Below are 17,223 nucleotides of genomic sequence, written 5' to 3' on the forward strand. Positions count from 1 at the left end.
CCGCACCGCAAGCACCGGATCACGTGCGGGTCAGGACTGCCGTGCCCAGTCGGGGGTGAAGCTGCTGAAGACGATGCCGCCGGTGTCGCCGATCTCGTAGAGGTCGCCGATCACCCCGTCGTTGAGGACCGCCGTGGTCGAGTAGCCGGCCGCGCCCGACTTGATCAGCACCTGGTGCGGCCAGGTCACACCGTCGTCCTCGCTGGTCCGCACGGTCAGCTCACTGCGATCGCCGGACGCGTTGTTGCTCTGCACCGTGACGGGCGTCAGGGCCGGGTATCCGCCGGATCCCACATCGGTGGGCCTGAGGTACGAGATCTCGTCGCCGTTGCAACCGGGGTCGATCAGGCCGGAGTTCCAGGCCGGACCGTAGGCGCCCGCGACGTTGCGGCCGGCGGCCGTGTCCGCGGCGGTGGCGTACCAGCGGTTGCCTCCGCTGTCCGACCTCAGGTTCTGCACCACCTGGCCGCTGTCGCGCTGGACCGCCTTGTTCTCGTTGACGCCGGTCGCCGCCGCGGCGCCCGCGTGCCAGGTGGCGCCGTGGTCGTCGGAGTAGATGTTGCCCGCGTGGTCGGCCCCGTCCTGCTTGTAGACGATCGGCTGGACGAGGCGGCCGTCGGAGAGCTGGATGCCGTGGCCGGAAGAGGCGAACATCCCGGCCCACTTGACGCTTTTGACCTGCGGGTTCAGATCCACCGGGCGGCTCCAGGTGGCACCGTTGTCCGTGGAGGAGATCACCCGGATGTGCATGGCGGTGGTGTCGGTCGCCGAGTTCGAGCCGGCCGACGAGCCCGCGTAGCCGATGCCGGGCGCGGGCGAGTAGTTGATGAACGCGTAGACCTTGCCGTCCGGACCGGCCGAACGGTCCACCAGGAGGCTGCTGTCGCCGTACCCCTCGCTGGTCGTCGCCGCGTGCGCGACCGTGGAGGCGCCCGTCCAGGTGGCGCCGCCGTCGGTGCTGCGGCGCATGGCCACCTGAATGTTGTTGCTGCTGCCGCCCAGGTCGCCGGAGCTGTCGATGCGGGCGTCGGCCATGGCGATGACCGTGCCGTTGTCGGTGACGGCCATCGCGGGGATACGGACCGACGCGGCGGTGCCGGTGTAGGTCTCGTAGCCGCTGCCGTCCGCCTTGGCCCGGTTCAGACCGGCGATCGGGGTTCCCGCGCTGGTGGAGGTGTGCGCGGCGAAGAGCGTCCGAGCGTTCATTCCGGGTGTGCCCGCGGCCAGCCCGCAGCGCACGGTCCCGCTCTCGGTGCGGTCGAAGCCGGTGGCCGTCGTCCTGATCCGGTACGGGGTTCCGTCGGCCACCGTCCACGACAGCGTGTCGTCGGAACTGCGCGCCGCCACGGTCCGGGTCCAGGGGGAGCCGGAGCGGCCCTCCCACCCCACAGTGAAGGTCTTCGATGTGTCGGAGCGGTTGACCAGGGTGAGCTTCAGCCGGTGGGTCGCGGCCGGCGAACCGTCAGCGGCGCGCGGGCACTCCGCGCTGACCTGCGCGGCCATCGACCGGCCGCAGTCCAGGGTGCCCGTCGTGGTCCTGTCCAGCCCCTGGGGTGTGGTGGTGCGGAACGAGTAGTCCGTACCGCTGGGCTTGGAGAAGTACAGATCGGTACGGTCACCGGCGGCCACCGCCCGGGTCCAGGTGCCGTTGCCCGGCCAGGTGACCGTGAAGGTGGTGGCCGCGGCGGTGGGGTTGAGCAGCGCCACCCGGATCCGGCTGCTGGTGCAGTCCTGGCTGACCACGGCCGACTGGCTGCCGTCGGCCGCGGCGGCCGGGCCCGTTGTCACCACGGCGACGGCGGCGAGTGCCGCCACCACCGCCGACAGGGCAACAGCCAGTCTCCGCAGGGACGTTGGTGCTCTCCACGTCAATGCCATCTGCTCGAACGCTCCTTGGTGCGATGGGGAGGGTGCGGGGAACTCGTGGACCACTGAACATCGACGCATGACGTCAGACGTCATGTGTCGAGTGGTTCGAGACCTTAGGAGCGGTGGACAGAGGCGTCAATAGGCGTGGTCCGGCGGCGAGTTCCCCCGAACGACGGCGACGGCCCCGCGGACCGGGCCGCGGGGCCGTCGAAATATGGGTGAATGATCCATCCGGACAGTGGTACTGATCGGTCCGGTCAGTGGCGCAGGGCCGGTCCGGTGCGGGCGGGGTCAGCCGAGGGAGAAGGCCGACGCCAGCTCGCGCCACTCGGCGCGGGGCAGGTCGCTGCGCCGGTCCCCCGTCAGCACCTGGAGCGCCACATGGTCGGCGCCCGCCGCACGGTACGCGTCCACCCGGGCCCGCACCGTCTCCAGGTCGCCCAGCGCGAACAGTGCGTCAAGGAGCCGGTTGCTGCCGCCGTCGGCGAAGTCGGCGTCCTCGAAACCGAGCCGCAGCAGATTGCTGGTGTAGTTGGAGAGTTGCAGGTACATCGAGAGCGTGCCGCGCGCGACGGTGCGCGCCCGGTCGAGATCGGTGTCGAGTACGACCTTCAGCTCGGGAGCGAGCAGGGCGTCGGCGCCGAGGGCTTCGCGCGCCTGCGCCGTGTGTTCGGCGGTGACCAGATAGGGATGGGCGCCCACGGCCCGTTCGGCCGAGAGCTTCAGCATCTTCGGGCCGAGCGCGGCCAGCACCCGGCGCGAGGCGGGCACCGGGACGGACGCGGTGTCCAGGGCGTCGAGGTAGGCGACCATCTCCGAGTACGGACGGGCGTACTTCGGGGCGAGTGCGTCATGGCTGACCCCGATCCCGAGCACGAACCGGCCCGGGTGGCGCTTCTCGATCCCCGCCACCTGCTCCGCGACATCGGTGGCGCTGTGCTGCCAGATGCTCAGGATGCCGGTCGCTACGGTGATGCGCCGCGTCGCGTCGACGAAGGGCACCACGTCGTCCATGGACGGGCTGCCGCCGATCCAGAGGGTGCCGTAGCCGAGCTCGTCCAGCTCGGCCACGGCCTCGGTCACTTCACCGCCGCGGTCGGGACCCGCGGGGTGCAGAGCCGCACTCCAGATGCCGATGGTGCCGAATCGCGCGACTTCGTCAGAGCTCTCAGAGGTCATGGAAACCCCAACCGCTTTCGGTCCGGCGCCTATTCCGCCGCCCGGCATCTTCCCCCGGGCGGCCCATCGGCACGGCAGGCTCCCCCGGTGCCTGCCTGGCAGGGTCAGTCGGCGCGGAGTCCGGCCAACTGCTGCGCGAACGGCACCACGTTCTCGTAGATGTCCTCCGCTCCGGCCGTCGCGGACCTGCCCGCCATCAGTGCGGCCAGTTCCCGGCCGGCCCGCTCGATGCGGCCCGGAAGGCTCCCGCCGTCGCCGTCGCCGTCCGATCCCCAGTCCTCGGATGCGGCGTAGACGGCGGTGGGGACGACCACCGCCCGCAGATAGGCGAAGAGCGGGCGCATCGCGTGTTCCAGTACGAGCGAGTGGCGTGCGGTGCCGCCGGTAGCGGCGACGAGCACCGGGGTACCGGCCAGCGCGGTGTTGTCGATCAGGTCGAAGAACGACTTGAAGAGCCCGCTGTACGAGGCGGTGAAGACCGGCGTCACCGCGATCAGGCCGTCGGCCTCTGCCACAGCGTCGATGGCTTCACGCAGGGCGGGGTTCGGGAAGCCGGTCACCAGGTGGTTGGCGATGGCGGTCGCCAGATCACGGATCTCGATGACCTGTACCTCGACGTCGCCGCCGTCGAGCGCGCGGGACGTGGCCTCCGTCAGCCGGTCGGCCAGCAGCCTGGTCGACGACGGCCGGCCGAGACCGGCCGATACCGCCACCAGTTTCAGCGCGGTCATACCACTGCCTCCTCGGTCCCGGCCCGCAGACCGCGGTCACGTTCGGCGACGAGCGCCGCATGGGTGGGACCGTCCGGCACGTCCGCCGGCCGGTCCTTCGCGAACTCCTTTCGCAGCACCGGCACCACCTCCTCGCCGAGGATGTCGAGCTGTTCGAGGACGGTCTTCAGCGGCAGGCCCGCGTGGTCCATCAGGAACAGCTGGCGCTGGTAGTCGCCGAAGGACTCCCGGAACGTCAGGGTCTTCTCGATGACCTCCTGCGGACTGCCCACGGTCAGCGGTGTCTGCTCGGTGAACTCCTCCAGCGAGGGCCCGTGCCCGTACACCGGCGCGTTGTCGAAGTAGGGCCGGAACTCACGTACGGCGTCCTGCGAGTTCTTCCGCATGAACACCTGCCCGCCGAGTCCCACCGTCGCCTGCCGGGGAGTTCCGTGTCCGTAGAAGGCGAAGCGCTCCCGGTAGAACGTGATCAGCCGCTTGAAGTGGTCCTTCGGCCAGAAGATGTTGTTGGCGAAGAAGCCGTCGCCGTAGTACGCCGCCTGCTCGGCGATCTCCGGACTGCGGATCGAGCCGTGCCAGACGAACGGCGGCACACCGTCGAGGGGGCGGGGCGTGGCGGTGAAACTCTGCAGCGGTGTACGGAACTTGCCCTCCCAGTCCACGACGTCGTTCCGCCACAGCTCGTGCAGCAGTGCGTAGTTCTCCACGGCGAGCGGGATCCCCTGCCGGATGTCCTGGCCGAACCACGGGTAGACCGGCCCGGTGTTCCCGCGGCCCATCATCAGGTCGACGCGGCCGTCGGCCAGGTGCTGGAGCATCGCGTAGTCCTCGGCGATCTTCACCGGGTCGTTCGTCGTGATGAGGGTGGTGGAGGTGGAGAGGATGATGTTCTCGGTGCGGGCCGCGACATGGCCGAGCAGCGTGGTGGGGGAAGACGGCACGAACGGCGGGTTGTGGTGCTCGCCGGTAGCGAAGACGTCCAGGCCCACCTCCTCCGCCTTGAGCGCGATGGCGACCATCGCCTTGATCCGCTCGTGCTCGGACGGCGCCTTCCCCGTGGTCGGGTCGGTCGTGACGTCGCCGACGGTGAAGATTCCGAACTGCATCGCGCTCACCTCTCGAAGCTCTGGCTCTGGCTTTGACTGCTCGATTAGTAGTTGAATGTTGAACTGAATCGTACAACGGCCGACCCCCCGTCCGTATTCCGGTCCGGCGCACAGCGCGCAACTGCCGACTGGTCCGCAGCCGTGTTCAGCCGGGTGAGCCGCCGCACCCTCGGCCCGCCCGGCGGCGTTTGGCACGGCGACCGTACGAACAGTTACGCACGGTTACCGACAGAGGGAGTACGGATGCACGGCAGAGCAGTACGGCACAGCGGGAGGCTCGCTCTCGTGACGCTGGCCGCCTCGCTGGCGATGGCGGCCCCGGCCCTGGCGGCCGGCGGGGCGCCGGGCGACGGCTGGCACACCTGGAGTCCGGCCGGGCCCCAGCGCGACGAGGAGTTGCGTGGAGTCGCGGCCCGCGGCCCGGCCGACGCCTGGGCGGTCGGATACCGCGAGAACGGCGCGGGCGTCGACGTGCCCGTCGCCGAGCGTTTCGACGGCCGGGCCTGGCGGGCGACGCCCGTGCCCGGCCACTCGGGGTCGGGCCGGCTCGACGCCGTGGCTCCGCTCTCCGCCCACGACGTATGGGCTGTGGGGACCTGGAACGATGCCCCGGCCGCGCAGGACCGCTCGCTCGCCGAGCACTTCGACGGCCGGACCTGGCGCACCGTCCCGCTGCCCGCCGAACCCGCGAACCGGTCGGCCTATCCCTCGGCGCTCGCCGCCATGGGCCCCGACGACATCTGGGCGGTCGGAGTCACCGCCGAGGACCGGGTCGGCACACCCCGGCCGCTGGCCTACCACTGGGACGGCCACCGCTGGTCGTCCGTCCCCACCCCGTCCACCGGTGGCGACGCCCTGCTGCAGGGCGCGGCCTCCGACGGCGCGGGAGGCGTGTGGGCCGTCGGCGTGGCGTACGACGCGCAGGGCGCCGGCCGCCCGCTGACCGAGCACTGGGACGGCAGGTCCTGGCGGATCGTCGACGCGCCGCACACGGCGGGCCAGGGCGAGTCGCTCGACGGGGTCACCGCTGTCGCACCCGATGACGTCTGGGCGGTCGGCGGTGGCGGGCCCGCCACCGGGGCCTCGCACCCGCTGACCCTGCACTGGGACGGCCACATCTGGGCCTCGGTCGCGACGCCCCCGGCCGACGCCGACCTGCACTCCGTCTCCGCGGACGCGCACGGCGGGCTCTGGGCGGCCGGCGAGCAACAGGGCGTCGCCACACCGGCGTTCACCCTGCGCTGGGACGGCAGGGCGTGGCACACCGTGCCCGCCGACAGTGGACCCGGCGGCAAGGGCGCCTCGCTCTTCGGCGTCGCCACCGTCCCGCACCCGAGACCGGGAGGCCCCACCGTCTGGGCGGTCGGTTCGACGCTGCCGCAGCTCCGGCCGACGTGGCACCCGGTGATCGAAGGCTTCGGGCGGGCTCCCTCGGCCCGCTGACGCACAGGGCGCGCGCCGCACGGCGATCCGGCGGCGCGCAACCCGCCTCAGCCCGCTCGCCGCTCAGCCCGGTCGCGCCTGTCCGTACAGATCCATTCGGATGCGCCAAGTGGCGGTACTCCACGGCCGCCCCGAGCCTCGGAAAGAACCCGAGCCTCGGAAATAGGCAGCGCAGAGGAAGCCGGAGGAACATGGGCACCGCAACACCCATCGCCGCCCCGACGCCCGCACCCACGAAACCCACCGCGTCCGCGTACCGGAACCTGGTGCTCGCGACGATCGGCTTCACTCTGACCTTCTGGGCGTGGTCCCTGATCGCACCGCTGGGCAGCGACTACAAGGACCGGCTCGGGCTCAGCTCCTTTCAGCAGTCGCTGCTGGTCGCCGTGCCCGTGATCGTCGGCTCACTGGGCGGGATCCCGGTCGGCGCACTCACCGACCGGTGCGGCGCGAAGGTGATGTTCCCGCTGGTCACGGCGTTCACCATCGTGCCGGTGCTGCTGCTGATCCCCGCGAAGAACTCGTACGGCGCGCTGCTCGCCGTCGGCTTTCTGCTGGGGCTCGGCGGTACGACCTTCGCGATCGGCATCCCGCTGGTCAACTCCTGGTTCCCGCCCTCCGAACGGGGCCTGGCGCTCCGTGTGTTCGGTATGGGCATGGGCGGAGTCGCCCTCTCCGGTTACTTCACGACGCGGATCGCCGAGCACGGCGTCAACCTGCCGTTCATCGTGGTGGCGATCGCGCTGGCCGCGTTCGCCGGGCTCGGCGCATTGCTGATCACCGACCATCCGGACCGGCAGGTGCCCACCACCACGCTGGCGACCCGGCTCGGCAGCGCCGGACGGCTGCGGGTGACGTGGGAGCTGTCGGCGCTGTACGCGATCGGGTTCGGCGGGATCGTGGCGTTCGGCGTCTATCTGCCCACGTATCTGAAGACCTGGTACAACCTCTCCCCCACCGACGCGGGTACCAAGGCCGCCGGTTTCGCGCTCGTCACCGTCGTCTTCCGGCCCGTCGGCGGACGCCTCGCCGACCTGATCCACCCCGCCGTCGTCACCGCGGGCGCCCTCGCCCGGGTCGCGCTGATGGCGATCGTCCAGGCCTTCGATCCGCAGCTGAACCCCACCGGCACCGTCTGCTTGCTCCTCATGGCGGCGGGCCTCGGCACAGCGAGCGGCAGTGTGTTCGCCCTGGTCTCCCAGGTCACCCCGCAGCCCCAGGTGGGCAGCGTGACCGGGATCGTCGGGGCGATGGGCGGACTGGGCGGCTTCGTTCCGCCCCTGGTCATGGGGGCGATCTACAGCGCCAAGGGCACCTACTCGATCGGCTTCATGCTGCTCTCCGACCTGTCGCTGGCCGGGTGCGTCTACGCGTTCGGACGGATGCGGACGATCAGACCGTCCACCGGCGGATCGACTCCCGGCGGATCGTCCACCGGCCGATCGTCTGCCGGCGGATCGACTCCCGCCGAACCGCGATCAGCCAGAACCCCCGACCGGTCCGAAACTTGATCAGCCCGGACCGTGATCAGGCCGGACCGTAACCAGCCCGGACCGTGATCAGACCGAAGGGGGACCGTCCGCCGGGCGCTCCGGTGCGGCCGTCGACTCCCGGCGGTGGAGCACGGTCGGCAGCTCGGTCACGACGGTCCTTCGGCTGCCTGCGCAGACCTCCAGCAGCCGGGTCACCGCGAGCGCTCCCGCCTCACCGACCGGGACACCCAGCGCGGTGACGGCCGGGGATGTCGCCCCGAGCGCCGTGAGGTCGTCGGCCGCGGCCAGGCTCATGTCCTCGGGGACGCGGACACCGGCCGCCTTGAGCCCGTGCAGCAGGCCGAGCACCAGATAACTGTTGTACGCGATCACCGCGGTCGCCCCGGACGGCAGCGCCGCGGCGGCCCCGATCCCCGCGTCGAAGGTGGGCGGCAGCGGCCCGAGCACCCGCAGCCGCGCTCCGGCGGCCTCGGCCTGCTCCGCCATGGCAGCGCGGCGCTGCGCGTCGGCCCAGGACCCGGACGGACCCGACACATACGCGATGTCGCGGTGCCCCAGGTCGAGCAGATGCCGGACCAGGGCGGACGTGCCGGATGCCGTGTCGAGGACGACGGCGGGCAGCCGGCCGGAGCGGCGGTCGACCAGGACCAGCGGGCGGCGGCGGGCCCGCTCGCGCAGCGCCGCGTCCGAGCCGACGGGCGCGACCATGATCAGACCGTCGACCTGCTCGGAGATCCGGTCGGCGAGCGCCGCCTCACGTTCGGCGCTGTACTCGGAGACGGTGAGCAGCAGATGGCTGTCGGTCTCCTCGGCGGCCTGCTGAGCGCCCAGGACCAGCGGTGCGAAAAACGGGTTGGCGAGGGTCGGTACGATCAGTCCGACCATGCCGGTACGCCCGGTGGTCAGAGCGCGGGCGGCCGGATTCGGGTGGAAGCCGAGACGTTCCGCGGCGCCTCGCACCCGCTGGAGCGTGGTTTCGGCGACCATCTCCGGGCGCATCAGCGCACGGGAGGCCGTGGCCTTGGACACACCTGCCGCACGGGCCACGTCAGCCAGCGTCGCCATCGTCGGATCCCCCTCCGTCCGCCGTACGGGTCGGCCGTCGGCACGCGCCTCCGTACGAACCGTGTGACCGCAGTGTGACCGATCACGGGGTTCACGTGGCGGCCCGGTCGTGCCATCCTATCCGCAACCGGTCTCTGCAACCGGTTACAGAGACCGGTTGCAGAAAGTCCGGCGGCGCGGCACAGCGGAGTCGCGCCGGAGATGTGCACAAGACCCGGAACACCGGCCTCGCCCCCTCATCCTGCCGAGGTACTCATGCACCGACCCGACGCGCCCGACGTACAGGACGCGCCCGACGTTCAGGACGCGCACGCCCCAGGGCCACGCTCCTCGCTGCTGGAACGGGTGTTCCACATCCGCGAGCGCGGCAGCACACCACGGACCGAGGCCGTCGCCGGCCTCTCCATGTTCGTCGCGGCCGCCTACGCGGCGGTGGTCGTGCCCGGCCAGCTGGCAAAGGCGGGCCTCCCGCTCGGCCCCGTCACCACCGCCGTGATCATCGCGATCGTGCTGGCCACGCTCGCGATGGGCCTGTTCGCGAACCTGCCGTTCGTCCTCGCACCCGGTCTCGGCGGGGTGGCGCTGCTCGCCGTCACGATCGTCGGCCAGGACGGGGTCCCCTGGAGCTCCGCACTGGGCATGGTGTTCTGGTCCGGTGTGGCGTTCCTGGTGCTCACCGCCCTGGGTATCCGCGACCTGATCACCCGGCTGATGCCGCTCAACCTCAAGTACGCGATCAGTGGCGGCCTCGGGCTCTTCATCGCGCTGCTGGGCTTCCGCGACAGCGGGCTGGTGATCGCGAAGCCCGCGGGCAATTCGCTGAGCATCGGCGACATCTCGCAGCCGGCGGCCCTGCTCGCGCTCGGCGGCCTGGTGCTGCTGACGGCCCTGGTGACCCGGAAGGTGCCGGGCGCGTTCCTCATCACCATGGCCGTGGTGACCCTGGCGGGCATCCCGTGCGGGGTGACCGAGCTGCCCGGTCACTTCTTCGGGGCGCCCGCCGGCCCGGGTCCCGTCATGTTCCACGTCGACATCCTGGGCGCGCTGAAGCCCGCGTACTTCCCGTACATCTTCGCCTTCTTCGTCTCGGAGTTCTTCTCCATGACGGGCACGCTGCTCGCCGTGGCCGGCCGGGCCGGTCTGACCGACAAGGACGGCAACGTCCCGGGCATCCGGCGCCCGTTCTACGTCGACTCGGGCGCGGTGATCGGCGGCGCCGGACTCGGCGCGCCCAGCATGACCGCGTATCTGGAGTCGTCGGCGGGCGCGGACAGCGGCGGCCGTACGGGCCTCACCTCGGTGTACGCGGCGCTCGGCTTCGCGGCGCTGCTGCTCGTCACGCCGTTCGCCACCCTGATCCCGTCGGCCGCGACCGCTCCGGTGCTGATGTACATCGGTCTGAGCATGCTCGGCGCTCTGCGCAACGTCGACTTCCGGGACCCGACGGACGCGATCCCGGCCGCGCTGGTCGTCGCGACGACCATCTTCTTCGGCAACTTCGGCACCGGGATCGCCGTCGGCCTCGCCGCCCACGTCCTGGTCAAGGCCGCCGCGGGCCGGTTCCGGGAGATCCCGCTCGGGCTGTGGATCGTGATGATCCCGCTCGGCTACTACTTCTACACACTCGTCCCCTGACCCCGCCGCCCCGAGGGTTCGGGGCAGAGGTCCTGGACTCCGACGGCTCGCTGAGGAGCACCTACCGCATGACCACTGACCAGCAGCACCTGCCGGAACCGCACGACGTCCGCATCAGCGGCGGCCGGGTGGTGTCCACTTTCACGGGTGAGGAGTTCGCAGCCGATGTCCTGCTGCGCGGCGACCGCATCACCGGTGTGCTGCCGCCCGGCGCGCCCGGCGACGCGCGGGAGCAGGTGGACGCGACCGGGATGCTCGTCGTGCCGGGCTTCGTCGACGCGCACATGCACATCGAGAGCTCGTTCCTCACCCCGCAGACCTTCGCCGGGCTGACGCTGGCCCGCGGGACGACGACGGTCCTTGCCGACCCGCACGAGATCGTCAATGTCGCGGGCGCCGAGGCGATGCGCTGGATGACCGAGGCCGGGCAGGGCACTCCGCAGACCCAGCTCTGGGGTGTGCCGTCCTGTGTTCCCGCGCTCGAAGGCCTGGAGCACGCGGGCGCCAGTCTCTCCGCCGACGACATCGACGCGATGCTCCAGTGGCCGGGCGTCATCGCGCTGGGCGAGGTCATGGACTACCGGGCCGTGGTGGCCGACGAACCCCGGATGCGGGGCATCGTGGGCGCGGCCCGCGACCGCGGAGTCATCCTCGACGGCCACTGCCCGAACCTCAGCGGGGCCGAACTCAGCGCGTACATGGCCACCGGCGTCGACTCGGACCACACCAAGAACCGCACCGAAGTCGTCCTGGAGAAGGCCAGGATGGGCATGCTGATGATGCTCCAGGAGAAGTGCCTGCTCCCCGAGGTAATCGAGGCGCTGCTTGCGCTGCCGCAGCTGCCGCCACTGTGCCTGGTCACCGACGATCTGGCCGCCGACCACATCCTCTCCACCGGCCACCTCGACCACATCGCGCGCGTCGCGGTCCGGGCCGGGCTGCCCGCGGTCGACGTCCTGCGCGCCCTGACCTGGAACCCGGCGCAGCGGCTGCGGCTGTACGACCGCGGGGTGGTCGCTCCGGGCAAGCGGGCCGATCTGGTCCTGCTCCGCGGCGAGCTGGCCGCGTTCGACCCGGCACTGGTGATCGCGGGCGGCCGGACCGTGGCACGGGACGGGAAACCGGTGTACGCGACGGAGCCGGTGGCCGGTGCGCTGTCCGGCACGTTCGACGTCGAGCCGCAGACCCCGGAGGGCTTCCGCTGGCAGGTGGAGCTCCCCGACGGGATGCACCGCTTCCGGGCGATGCGGGTCAACTCGCGTGACACGTACACCGACGCCGCGGAGGCCGAACTGCCGGTCCTGGACGGCGAGGTGCAGTGGGAGGGCCGGGTGATACTGGTCCGGGTGCGGAACCGCTACGGCCGCTCCGGTACGGTCTTCGCCCCACTGCTGGGCCGGGAGCTGGGTGCGGGCGCGGTCGCGACGACGTACGCCCATGACAGTCACAACCTGGTGACCGTGGGGACGTCCAGGACCTCGATGGCGAAGGCCGCGGCCGCGGTGCTCGCCGACGGCGGCGGGGTCGCCGTCGTGCACGGCGAGACGGTGGCGGCCAGGCTGCCGCTGCCGGTCGGGGGCGTGATGTCCCCGGCACCGGCCGAGGAGATCGCCGCGCAGTCGGGTGCGGTGCGGACCGCGCTGACGGAGTGGGGCTGGGACCACCTCAACCCGTTCATGAGCGTGTCGACCCTGACGCTCGCGGTGTCGCCCAGCCTCAAGATCACGGATCGGTCGCTGGTGGACGTGGTCCGGAGGGAGCCGGTGGGCGCCACGGTGCCCGCTTCTTCCTGAGTGTGCTTCTTCCTGAGCGCGGCAGCCGCCCCGCCCGGCCGAGGCCCGTACCGCCTTCGGCTGTGCGGTGCGGGCGAACGGTGTCAGCCTGGAGGGGGCGCACGGTTCCCGCGTATCCGCCGACGGGTGCGGGGGCAGGAGACCGGGCGACCGCACACCGGGCACCGGGCACCGGACGACGGGAAGGATCACGGTGATGAACCACCCCACCGACAGCGACGACACCGGCAACGGCGGCGACGACGACGGCAACTCCGGATACGGCAGGAAGCCGTTCAAACGGTCGAGGAGCCACTTCGCCGACCGCATCACCGCCGATGGCCGCGACGGCTGGCCGGCCGAGGCCGGGCGGTACCGGCTGGTGGTCAGCAGGGCCTGCCCGTGGGCGAGCCGCGCACTCGTGTCACGGCGGCTGCTCGGCCTGGAGGACGCACTGTCGCTGGGCATCACCGACCCGATCCAGGACGACCGCAGCTGGCGCTTCACCCTCGACCCGGGCGGCCGGGACCCGGTCCTCGGCATCCGCTTCCTCAGCGAGGCCTACGACGCACGGGAGTCGGGCTACCCCGGCGGTGTCAGCGTCCCCGCGATCGTCGACGTACCCAGCGGGCAGCTGGTCACCAACGACTTCCAGCAGATCACGCTGGACCTCGCCACCGAGTGGTCCGCGCTGCACAGGACCGGTGCGCCCGACCTGTATCCGGAGCGGCTGCGCAGCGAGATCGACGAGGTCATGGAGGGGATCTACCGCGACGTCAACAACGGGGTGTACCGGGCCGGGTTCGCGTCGGAGCAGGGCGAGTACGAGGCCGCCTACCGCGATGTGTTCCAGCGGCTCGACCTGGTGTCCGAGCGGCTGACCGGGCAGCGCTATCTGGTGGGAGACACGATCACCGAGGCGGACATCCGGCTCTTCACCACACTGGTGCGGTTCGACGCCGTGTACCACGGCCACTTCAAGTGCAACCGGTCGAAGCTGACCGAGGACCCGGTGCTCTGGGCGTACACGAGAGACTTGTACCAGACACCCGGTTTCGGTGACACGGTCGACTTCGACCACATCAAACGGCACTACTACCAGGTGCACACGGGGATCAACCCGACCGGCATCGTGCCGCTCGGCCCGGACCTGAGCGGCTGGTTCACCCCGCACTACCGGGAGGAGCTCGGCGGCCGCCCGTTCGGGGACGGCACACCGCCGGCTCCGGTCGCACCGGCCGAGGAGGTCCCGTCGGCCGGGCGCCCGCCCGAGTACTGACGAGGGGCCCGGCAGGGCTCTACCAGGTGGCGTCACCCCTCCGCGTGCCTCCAGCGAGCGCGCCAACGGCCGTGCGGCCACTATGGAACGGTGACGAATTCTCAGAAACTGGATCATCTCGCCCAGGTGACGACAGGCTGGGTCGCGCGCGATCTCAGCTCTCCGCACGGCCGGCTCAGGGACGCGCTCGTCAACTGGCGCCAGGCGTTCCCGCCGTCCTTCACCACCGACTCGGCCGGTGCGAGCACCGCGCGGCTGGTGATCGCCCCGCCCGGTCCCGCGCATCCCGAGGACGCCATGCTCCTCCATCTGACGCGCGCCGAGGCGGACCGGCTGATCGGGCTGCTCCACCAGGACACGACACAGCAGCTGGACACACCCGGCAGCGTGCCCGAGCGCCTGGGCGTCGGCGGCTGAACCAGCCTCGCAGCGGCGTAGGTTGGGCACCGGAGTACCTGAGGATTCCGACAACGAATGGGGTCAGAGATGCTGTTCGGCAAGGAGCATGTCGAGCGTTACGTCGCAACCGACGGCGCCGAGGGACATGACTGGCAGGGCACGACGACCCTGATCCTGACCACCACCGGCCGCAAGAGCGGCCAGCAGCGCAGCACTCCGCTGATCTACCAGGAGTACGGGGACGACGTGCTGGTCGTCGCCTCCAAGGGCGGCTCCGACCAGCCGCCGGCCTGGTATCTGAACCTCCAGGCGGAGCCCGAGGTGCAGGTGCAGGTGAAGGGCGACCGGTTCACGGCGCACGCCCGGACCGCGCAGCCCGGCGAGAAGCCGGACATGTGGCGGAAGATGGCTGCCGCCTGGCCCGCGTACGACGAGTACCAGACCAAGACCGAGCGTGAGATCCCCGTGGTGGTGCTCACCAGGTCCTGACTGCGGCGGGCGGGCGTAGCATTTCCGCTGCGCCGGCCGTACGTCCGCAGCAGGAGGATCCGTTGTCCAGCACCCCCGCCCCCGGTGTCGTCACCGACACCGCCCGCCTCGTCCGCGACGCCTCCGACGGGGACCGGGGTGCGCTCTGGCGGCTGGCCGAGCCGGGGCGGCAGCTGGACTCGAACGTGATCCGGCTGGCACCGGACGCCGAGGTCGCCGGACATGTGGAACCGGACCTCGACGTGCTCGTGTGCGTGGTCGGCGGCGGCGGGCTGCTGGAGACGGCCGGGGGACGCCAGGAGCTGGCGCCGGGCGCGGTCGTCTGGCTGCCGCACGGCGTCCGGCGCTCGCTCGCCGCCGGACCGGACGGGCTCTGCTATCTCACCGTGCACCGCCGCCGCCCCGGCCTCACCGTCGGCCCCGCTCCCACGGCCGCCTCCGCCTCCTCCGCCGTCGAGTACGGAGGCGGCGAAGCGGCATGTCTGCTCCATCTGGTCTGCCCCGGCTGCGGGCGCCTCGCGCAGGAGTCCGGCGCACGTTTCTGCTCCCGGTGCGGTGAGGAGCTGCCGGCGGACTGAAGCCCCGCCGGCCCTCCGCTCAAGCCGTTTCCCCGCAGCGGCGTTCCCCAAGGATTGGCAATGGTCTAGTCCAAGTCGTTGACGCGCACCCGACAGGACCCGATTCTGGCGGCCACTCCCCCATTCAGGAGACCGTCAGATGAAACGCATTCGCATCCGAGCCCTGTTCTGCGGCGTGGCGACCGCCGCGCTGGCCGCCGCCGGGCTGGCCGCATTCAGTACCGGCCAGGCGGCCGGAGCGACCACCGGCGCCGGCACCACCGGGGCCACCGCGCTCAGCAACCGCTGGTACGCGGCGGCCCCTTACCTCATGCCCACCGACAACAACCCGCCCGACGCCGGTGCCATCATGGACGCCACCGGACTCAAGGCCTTCCAGCTCGCGTTCATCCTGGCCCCCAACGGCGGGGGCTGCAGCCCGACTTGGGGTGGCACATCTGCCGTGTCGTCCGACACCGCGGTGGGCTCCGTCATCAGCTCGATCCGCGCCAAGGGCGGCGACGTCTCAGTCTCCATCGGCGGGTACGGCGGCACCAAGCTCGGCCAGGCATGCTCCGACGCGGCATCGACTGCCGCCGCGTACCAGCAGGTCATCACCAAGTACCAGCTGAAGGCTATCGACTTCGACCTGGAGGAGCCGGAGTACGAGAACACCGCGGCCGTCGCGCACGAGATCGGCGCGGCGAAGATCCTCCAGCAGAACAACCCCGGCCTGTATGTGTCGGTCACCACCGCGGGCACGGCCGACGGCACCGGCTGGTTCGGCAAGCAGATGCTGAACGAGGCCAAGTCGCAGGGGTTCACGCCCAACAACTTCTCGATCATGCCCTTCGACGGGGGGTTCAGCGGGGCCGCCTCGCAGACGAGCGCGCTCACCAACTTCAACACCATCCTGCAGTCCACGTTCGGCTGGGACGAAGCGACCGCCTACGCCCACGAGGGCTTCTCCGGTATGAACGGTCGCAGCGACACCGGCGAGTACTTCAAGCAGGCGGACTTCCAGACCGTCCTGGACTTCGCCACCAGCCACCACATGGACCGCTTCACGTTCTGGTCACTCAACCGCGACCGCCAGTGCAGCCCGCCGGACAACGGCACCACATCCGGAACCTGCAGCAGCGTGCCGCAGACGGACTGGGAGTTCGCCAAGTACGCGGTGACGTTCGCCGGGGCGACACCACCCACCACACCTCCGACGACACCACCCGTCTCCACCTCCCCCACACCGCCCGGCGGCACCTGCACCGCGGCCGCCTGGAGCAGCACCGCGACCTACACGGGCGGCGACACGGTCTCCCACGGCGGACACACCTGGCAGGCCCAGTGGTGGACCCAGAACGAGGAGCCGGGGACCACGGGCGACTGGGGCGTCTGGCGGGACAAGGGAGCCTGCTGACCGGGCACCGCCCGCAACGCCGGAACCCCGGCCCGCCCGAGCAGCACCGGAGCACCTGAGCACACCCGTGCACACAGAAATGTCCCACTGGGCATCATGTCCCAGTGGGACATTTTTAGGTGTACGGTGCATGTATGAACGATGCGGGAACCACCGATGACCGGCGGAGCCGCAAGGCCCGCCGCACCCGTGAAGCGCTTGCGGAAGCCGCCTGCACCCTCGTGTGCGACCGTGGGCTCAAGGCCGTCACGGTCGAGGACATCGCCGACCGCGCCGACGTCGCCCGCCGGACGTTCAGCCGGTATTTCTCCAGCAAGGAGGACGCGGTGCTGGACTCCGTACGGGCCGACGGCGACCGGATCAACGCCGCCCTCAGCGGGCGGCCGGCCGAAGAGACCCCGCTCGCGGCCTACCGCAACGCGGTGGACGACTGGCTCACGGACGACGCACACCCGGCCTGGCACCGGCGCCCGAGGATCTTCGAACTCATGCGGATCGCGGACGGCGAGCCGACGCTGTACGCGGCCTTCCAGCACATCCGGGTGGAGGCCCAGGCGGACTCGATCCGGATCCTGGCCGCCCGGATGGGCATCCGCGACGAGCACGACCTGCGCCCCGCCGTTCTGGTGGCCGTGGGTGCGGGAGCCCTCGTGGCGGCCCAGTCCGCCTGGGTCCGGGGCTCCCGCCAGGACGCTCTCCCCAGCCTCGTTCATGCCGCGTTCGCCGCACTCACCGGCGAACTGCCTCTGTCGTGACGCCACCGCGGCGCACAGCACGAAAGGAACACAG

At 71.2% G+C, this 17,223-nt stretch carries 15 protein-coding genes; 10 read left to right on the top strand and 5 right to left on the bottom strand.

All coding sequences use genetic code 11. From position 1 onward, the window contains the following. Nucleotides 1-30: 30 nt before the first annotated feature. From OHB13_RS01465 to OHB13_RS01480, 4 genes are all read right to left on the bottom strand, one after another. A complete protein-coding gene (locus OHB13_RS01465; protein ID WP_328374965.1) occupies nucleotides 31-1,878 on the bottom strand; it encodes an exo-alpha-sialidase in 1,848 nt (615 codons plus the stop codon). A gap of 282 nt (nucleotides 1,879-2,160) precedes the next feature. After that, a complete protein-coding gene (locus tag OHB13_RS01470; protein ID WP_328374967.1) occupies nucleotides 2,161-3,048 on the bottom strand; it encodes an LLM class F420-dependent oxidoreductase in 888 nt (295 codons plus the stop codon). Nucleotides 3,049-3,152: 104 nt separating this feature from the next. After that, on the bottom strand, nucleotides 3,153-3,779 hold the full coding sequence (locus tag OHB13_RS01475; protein WP_328374969.1) for an FMN reductase: 627 nt from the start codon (nucleotides 3,777-3,779) through the stop codon (nucleotides 3,153-3,155). Continuing rightward, nucleotides 3,776-4,885 (bottom strand): LLM class flavin-dependent oxidoreductase, encoded by a 1,110-nt coding sequence (locus tag OHB13_RS01480; RefSeq protein ID WP_266860121.1) that lies wholly within the window; start codon nucleotides 4,883-4,885, stop codon nucleotides 3,776-3,778. Before OHB13_RS01480 ends, OHB13_RS01475 begins: the two co-directional genes overlap by 4 nt. A gap of 243 nt (nucleotides 4,886-5,128) precedes the next feature. Here OHB13_RS01480 and OHB13_RS01485 point away from each other — a divergent pair, with 243 nt between their 5' ends. Both OHB13_RS01485 and OHB13_RS01490 read left to right on the top strand, forming a co-directional pair. After that, complete coding sequence (locus OHB13_RS01485) at nucleotides 5,129-6,328, top strand: hypothetical protein (protein WP_328374972.1); 1,200 nt, start codon at nucleotides 5,129-5,131, stop codon at nucleotides 6,326-6,328. Nucleotides 6,329-6,519: 191 nt separating this feature from the next. Next, nucleotides 6,520-7,839 carry a nitrate/nitrite transporter gene (locus OHB13_RS01490; protein WP_328374974.1) on the top strand — a complete coding sequence of 440 codons (1,320 nt, stop codon included), beginning with the start codon at nucleotides 6,520-6,522 and terminating at the stop codon, nucleotides 7,837-7,839. A gap of 48 nt (nucleotides 7,840-7,887) precedes the next feature. Here the strand turns inward: OHB13_RS01490 and OHB13_RS01495 are convergent, their stop codons facing one another. After that, nucleotides 7,888-8,886 carry a LacI family DNA-binding transcriptional regulator gene (locus OHB13_RS01495; protein WP_328374976.1) on the bottom strand — a complete coding sequence of 333 codons (999 nt, stop codon included), beginning with the start codon at nucleotides 8,884-8,886 and terminating at the stop codon, nucleotides 7,888-7,890. A gap of 255 nt (nucleotides 8,887-9,141) precedes the next feature. Here OHB13_RS01495 and OHB13_RS01500 point away from each other — a divergent pair, with 255 nt between their 5' ends. The 8 genes from OHB13_RS01500 to OHB13_RS01535 all read left to right on the top strand — a co-directional run bounded on the left by OHB13_RS01500 (nucleotide 9,142) and on the right by OHB13_RS01535 (nucleotide 17,189). Continuing rightward, nucleotides 9,142-10,521: an NCS2 family permease gene (locus tag OHB13_RS01500; protein WP_266860113.1), complete on the top strand. Its 1,380-nt coding sequence runs from the start codon at nucleotides 9,142-9,144 to the stop codon at nucleotides 10,519-10,521. Nucleotides 10,522-10,589: 68 nt separating this feature from the next. Continuing rightward, on the top strand, nucleotides 10,590-12,314 hold the full coding sequence (locus OHB13_RS01505; protein WP_328374979.1) for an adenine deaminase C-terminal domain-containing protein: 1,725 nt from the start codon (nucleotides 10,590-10,592) through the stop codon (nucleotides 12,312-12,314). Nucleotides 12,315-12,510: 196 nt separating this feature from the next. Beyond that, entirely contained in the window at nucleotides 12,511-13,572 is a 1,062-nt protein-coding gene (locus OHB13_RS01510; protein ID WP_328374981.1) for a glutathione S-transferase family protein, read from the top strand. 90 nt (nucleotides 13,573-13,662) lie between these two features. Then, the gene (locus tag OHB13_RS01515; protein WP_266860107.1) at nucleotides 13,663-13,989 is read left to right on the top strand and encodes a hypothetical protein; all 327 of its coding nucleotides are present in this window, start codon (nucleotides 13,663-13,665) and stop codon (nucleotides 13,987-13,989) included. Between the two features lie 57 nt (nucleotides 13,990-14,046). Then, nucleotides 14,047-14,460 (top strand): nitroreductase family deazaflavin-dependent oxidoreductase, encoded by a 414-nt coding sequence (locus OHB13_RS01520; RefSeq protein WP_266860106.1) that lies wholly within the window; start codon nucleotides 14,047-14,049, stop codon nucleotides 14,458-14,460. A 62-nt stretch (nucleotides 14,461-14,522) separates the two neighbouring features. Next, nucleotides 14,523-15,038: a hypothetical protein gene (locus tag OHB13_RS01525; protein ID WP_328374984.1), complete on the top strand. Its 516-nt coding sequence runs from the start codon at nucleotides 14,523-14,525 to the stop codon at nucleotides 15,036-15,038. Between the two features lie 139 nt (nucleotides 15,039-15,177). After that, nucleotides 15,178-16,434, top strand: a complete 1,257-nt coding sequence (locus tag OHB13_RS01530; protein WP_328374986.1) for a chitinase — start codon at nucleotides 15,178-15,180, stop codon at nucleotides 16,432-16,434. Nucleotides 16,435-16,568: 134 nt separating this feature from the next. Further along, a complete protein-coding gene (locus OHB13_RS01535; protein WP_328374987.1) occupies nucleotides 16,569-17,189 on the top strand; it encodes a TetR/AcrR family transcriptional regulator in 621 nt (206 codons plus the stop codon). The last annotated feature ends 34 nt before the right edge of the window (nucleotides 17,190-17,223 follow it).

The sequence above is a fragment of the Streptomyces sp. NBC_00440 genome, from assembly GCF_036014215.1.
Classification (GTDB): Bacteria; Actinomycetota; Actinomycetes; order Streptomycetales; family Streptomycetaceae; genus Streptomyces.

Coding starts and splice junctions, on each gene's coding strand:
- OHB13_RS01495 (WP_328374976.1), bottom strand. CDS start 8,886: ATGGCGACGCTGGCTGACGTGGCCCGTGCGGCAGGTGTGTCCAAGGCC.
- OHB13_RS01505 (WP_328374979.1), top strand. CDS start 10,590: ATGACCACTGACCAGCAGCACCTGCCGGAACCGCACGACGTCCGCATC.
- OHB13_RS01520 (WP_266860106.1), top strand. CDS start 14,047: ATGGGGTCAGAGATGCTGTTCGGCAAGGAGCATGTCGAGCGTTACGTC.
- OHB13_RS01485 (WP_328374972.1), top strand. CDS start 5,129: ATGCACGGCAGAGCAGTACGGCACAGCGGGAGGCTCGCTCTCGTGACG.
- OHB13_RS01475 (WP_328374969.1), bottom strand. CDS start 3,779: ATGACCGCGCTGAAACTGGTGGCGGTATCGGCCGGTCTCGGCCGGCCG.
- OHB13_RS01480 (WP_266860121.1), bottom strand. CDS start 4,885: ATGCAGTTCGGAATCTTCACCGTCGGCGACGTCACGACCGACCCGACC.
- OHB13_RS01530 (WP_328374986.1), top strand. CDS start 15,178: ATGAAACGCATTCGCATCCGAGCCCTGTTCTGCGGCGTGGCGACCGCC.
- OHB13_RS01500 (WP_266860113.1), top strand. CDS start 9,142: ATGCACCGACCCGACGCGCCCGACGTACAGGACGCGCCCGACGTTCAG.
- OHB13_RS01510 (WP_328374981.1), top strand. CDS start 12,511: ATGAACCACCCCACCGACAGCGACGACACCGGCAACGGCGGCGACGAC.
- OHB13_RS01465 (WP_328374965.1), bottom strand. CDS start 1,878: ATGGCATTGACGTGGAGAGCACCAACGTCCCTGCGGAGACTGGCTGTT.
- OHB13_RS01470 (WP_328374967.1), bottom strand. CDS start 3,048: ATGACCTCTGAGAGCTCTGACGAAGTCGCGCGATTCGGCACCATCGGC.
- OHB13_RS01535 (WP_328374987.1), top strand. CDS start 16,569: ATGAACGATGCGGGAACCACCGATGACCGGCGGAGCCGCAAGGCCCGC.
- OHB13_RS01490 (WP_328374974.1), top strand. CDS start 6,520: ATGGGCACCGCAACACCCATCGCCGCCCCGACGCCCGCACCCACGAAA.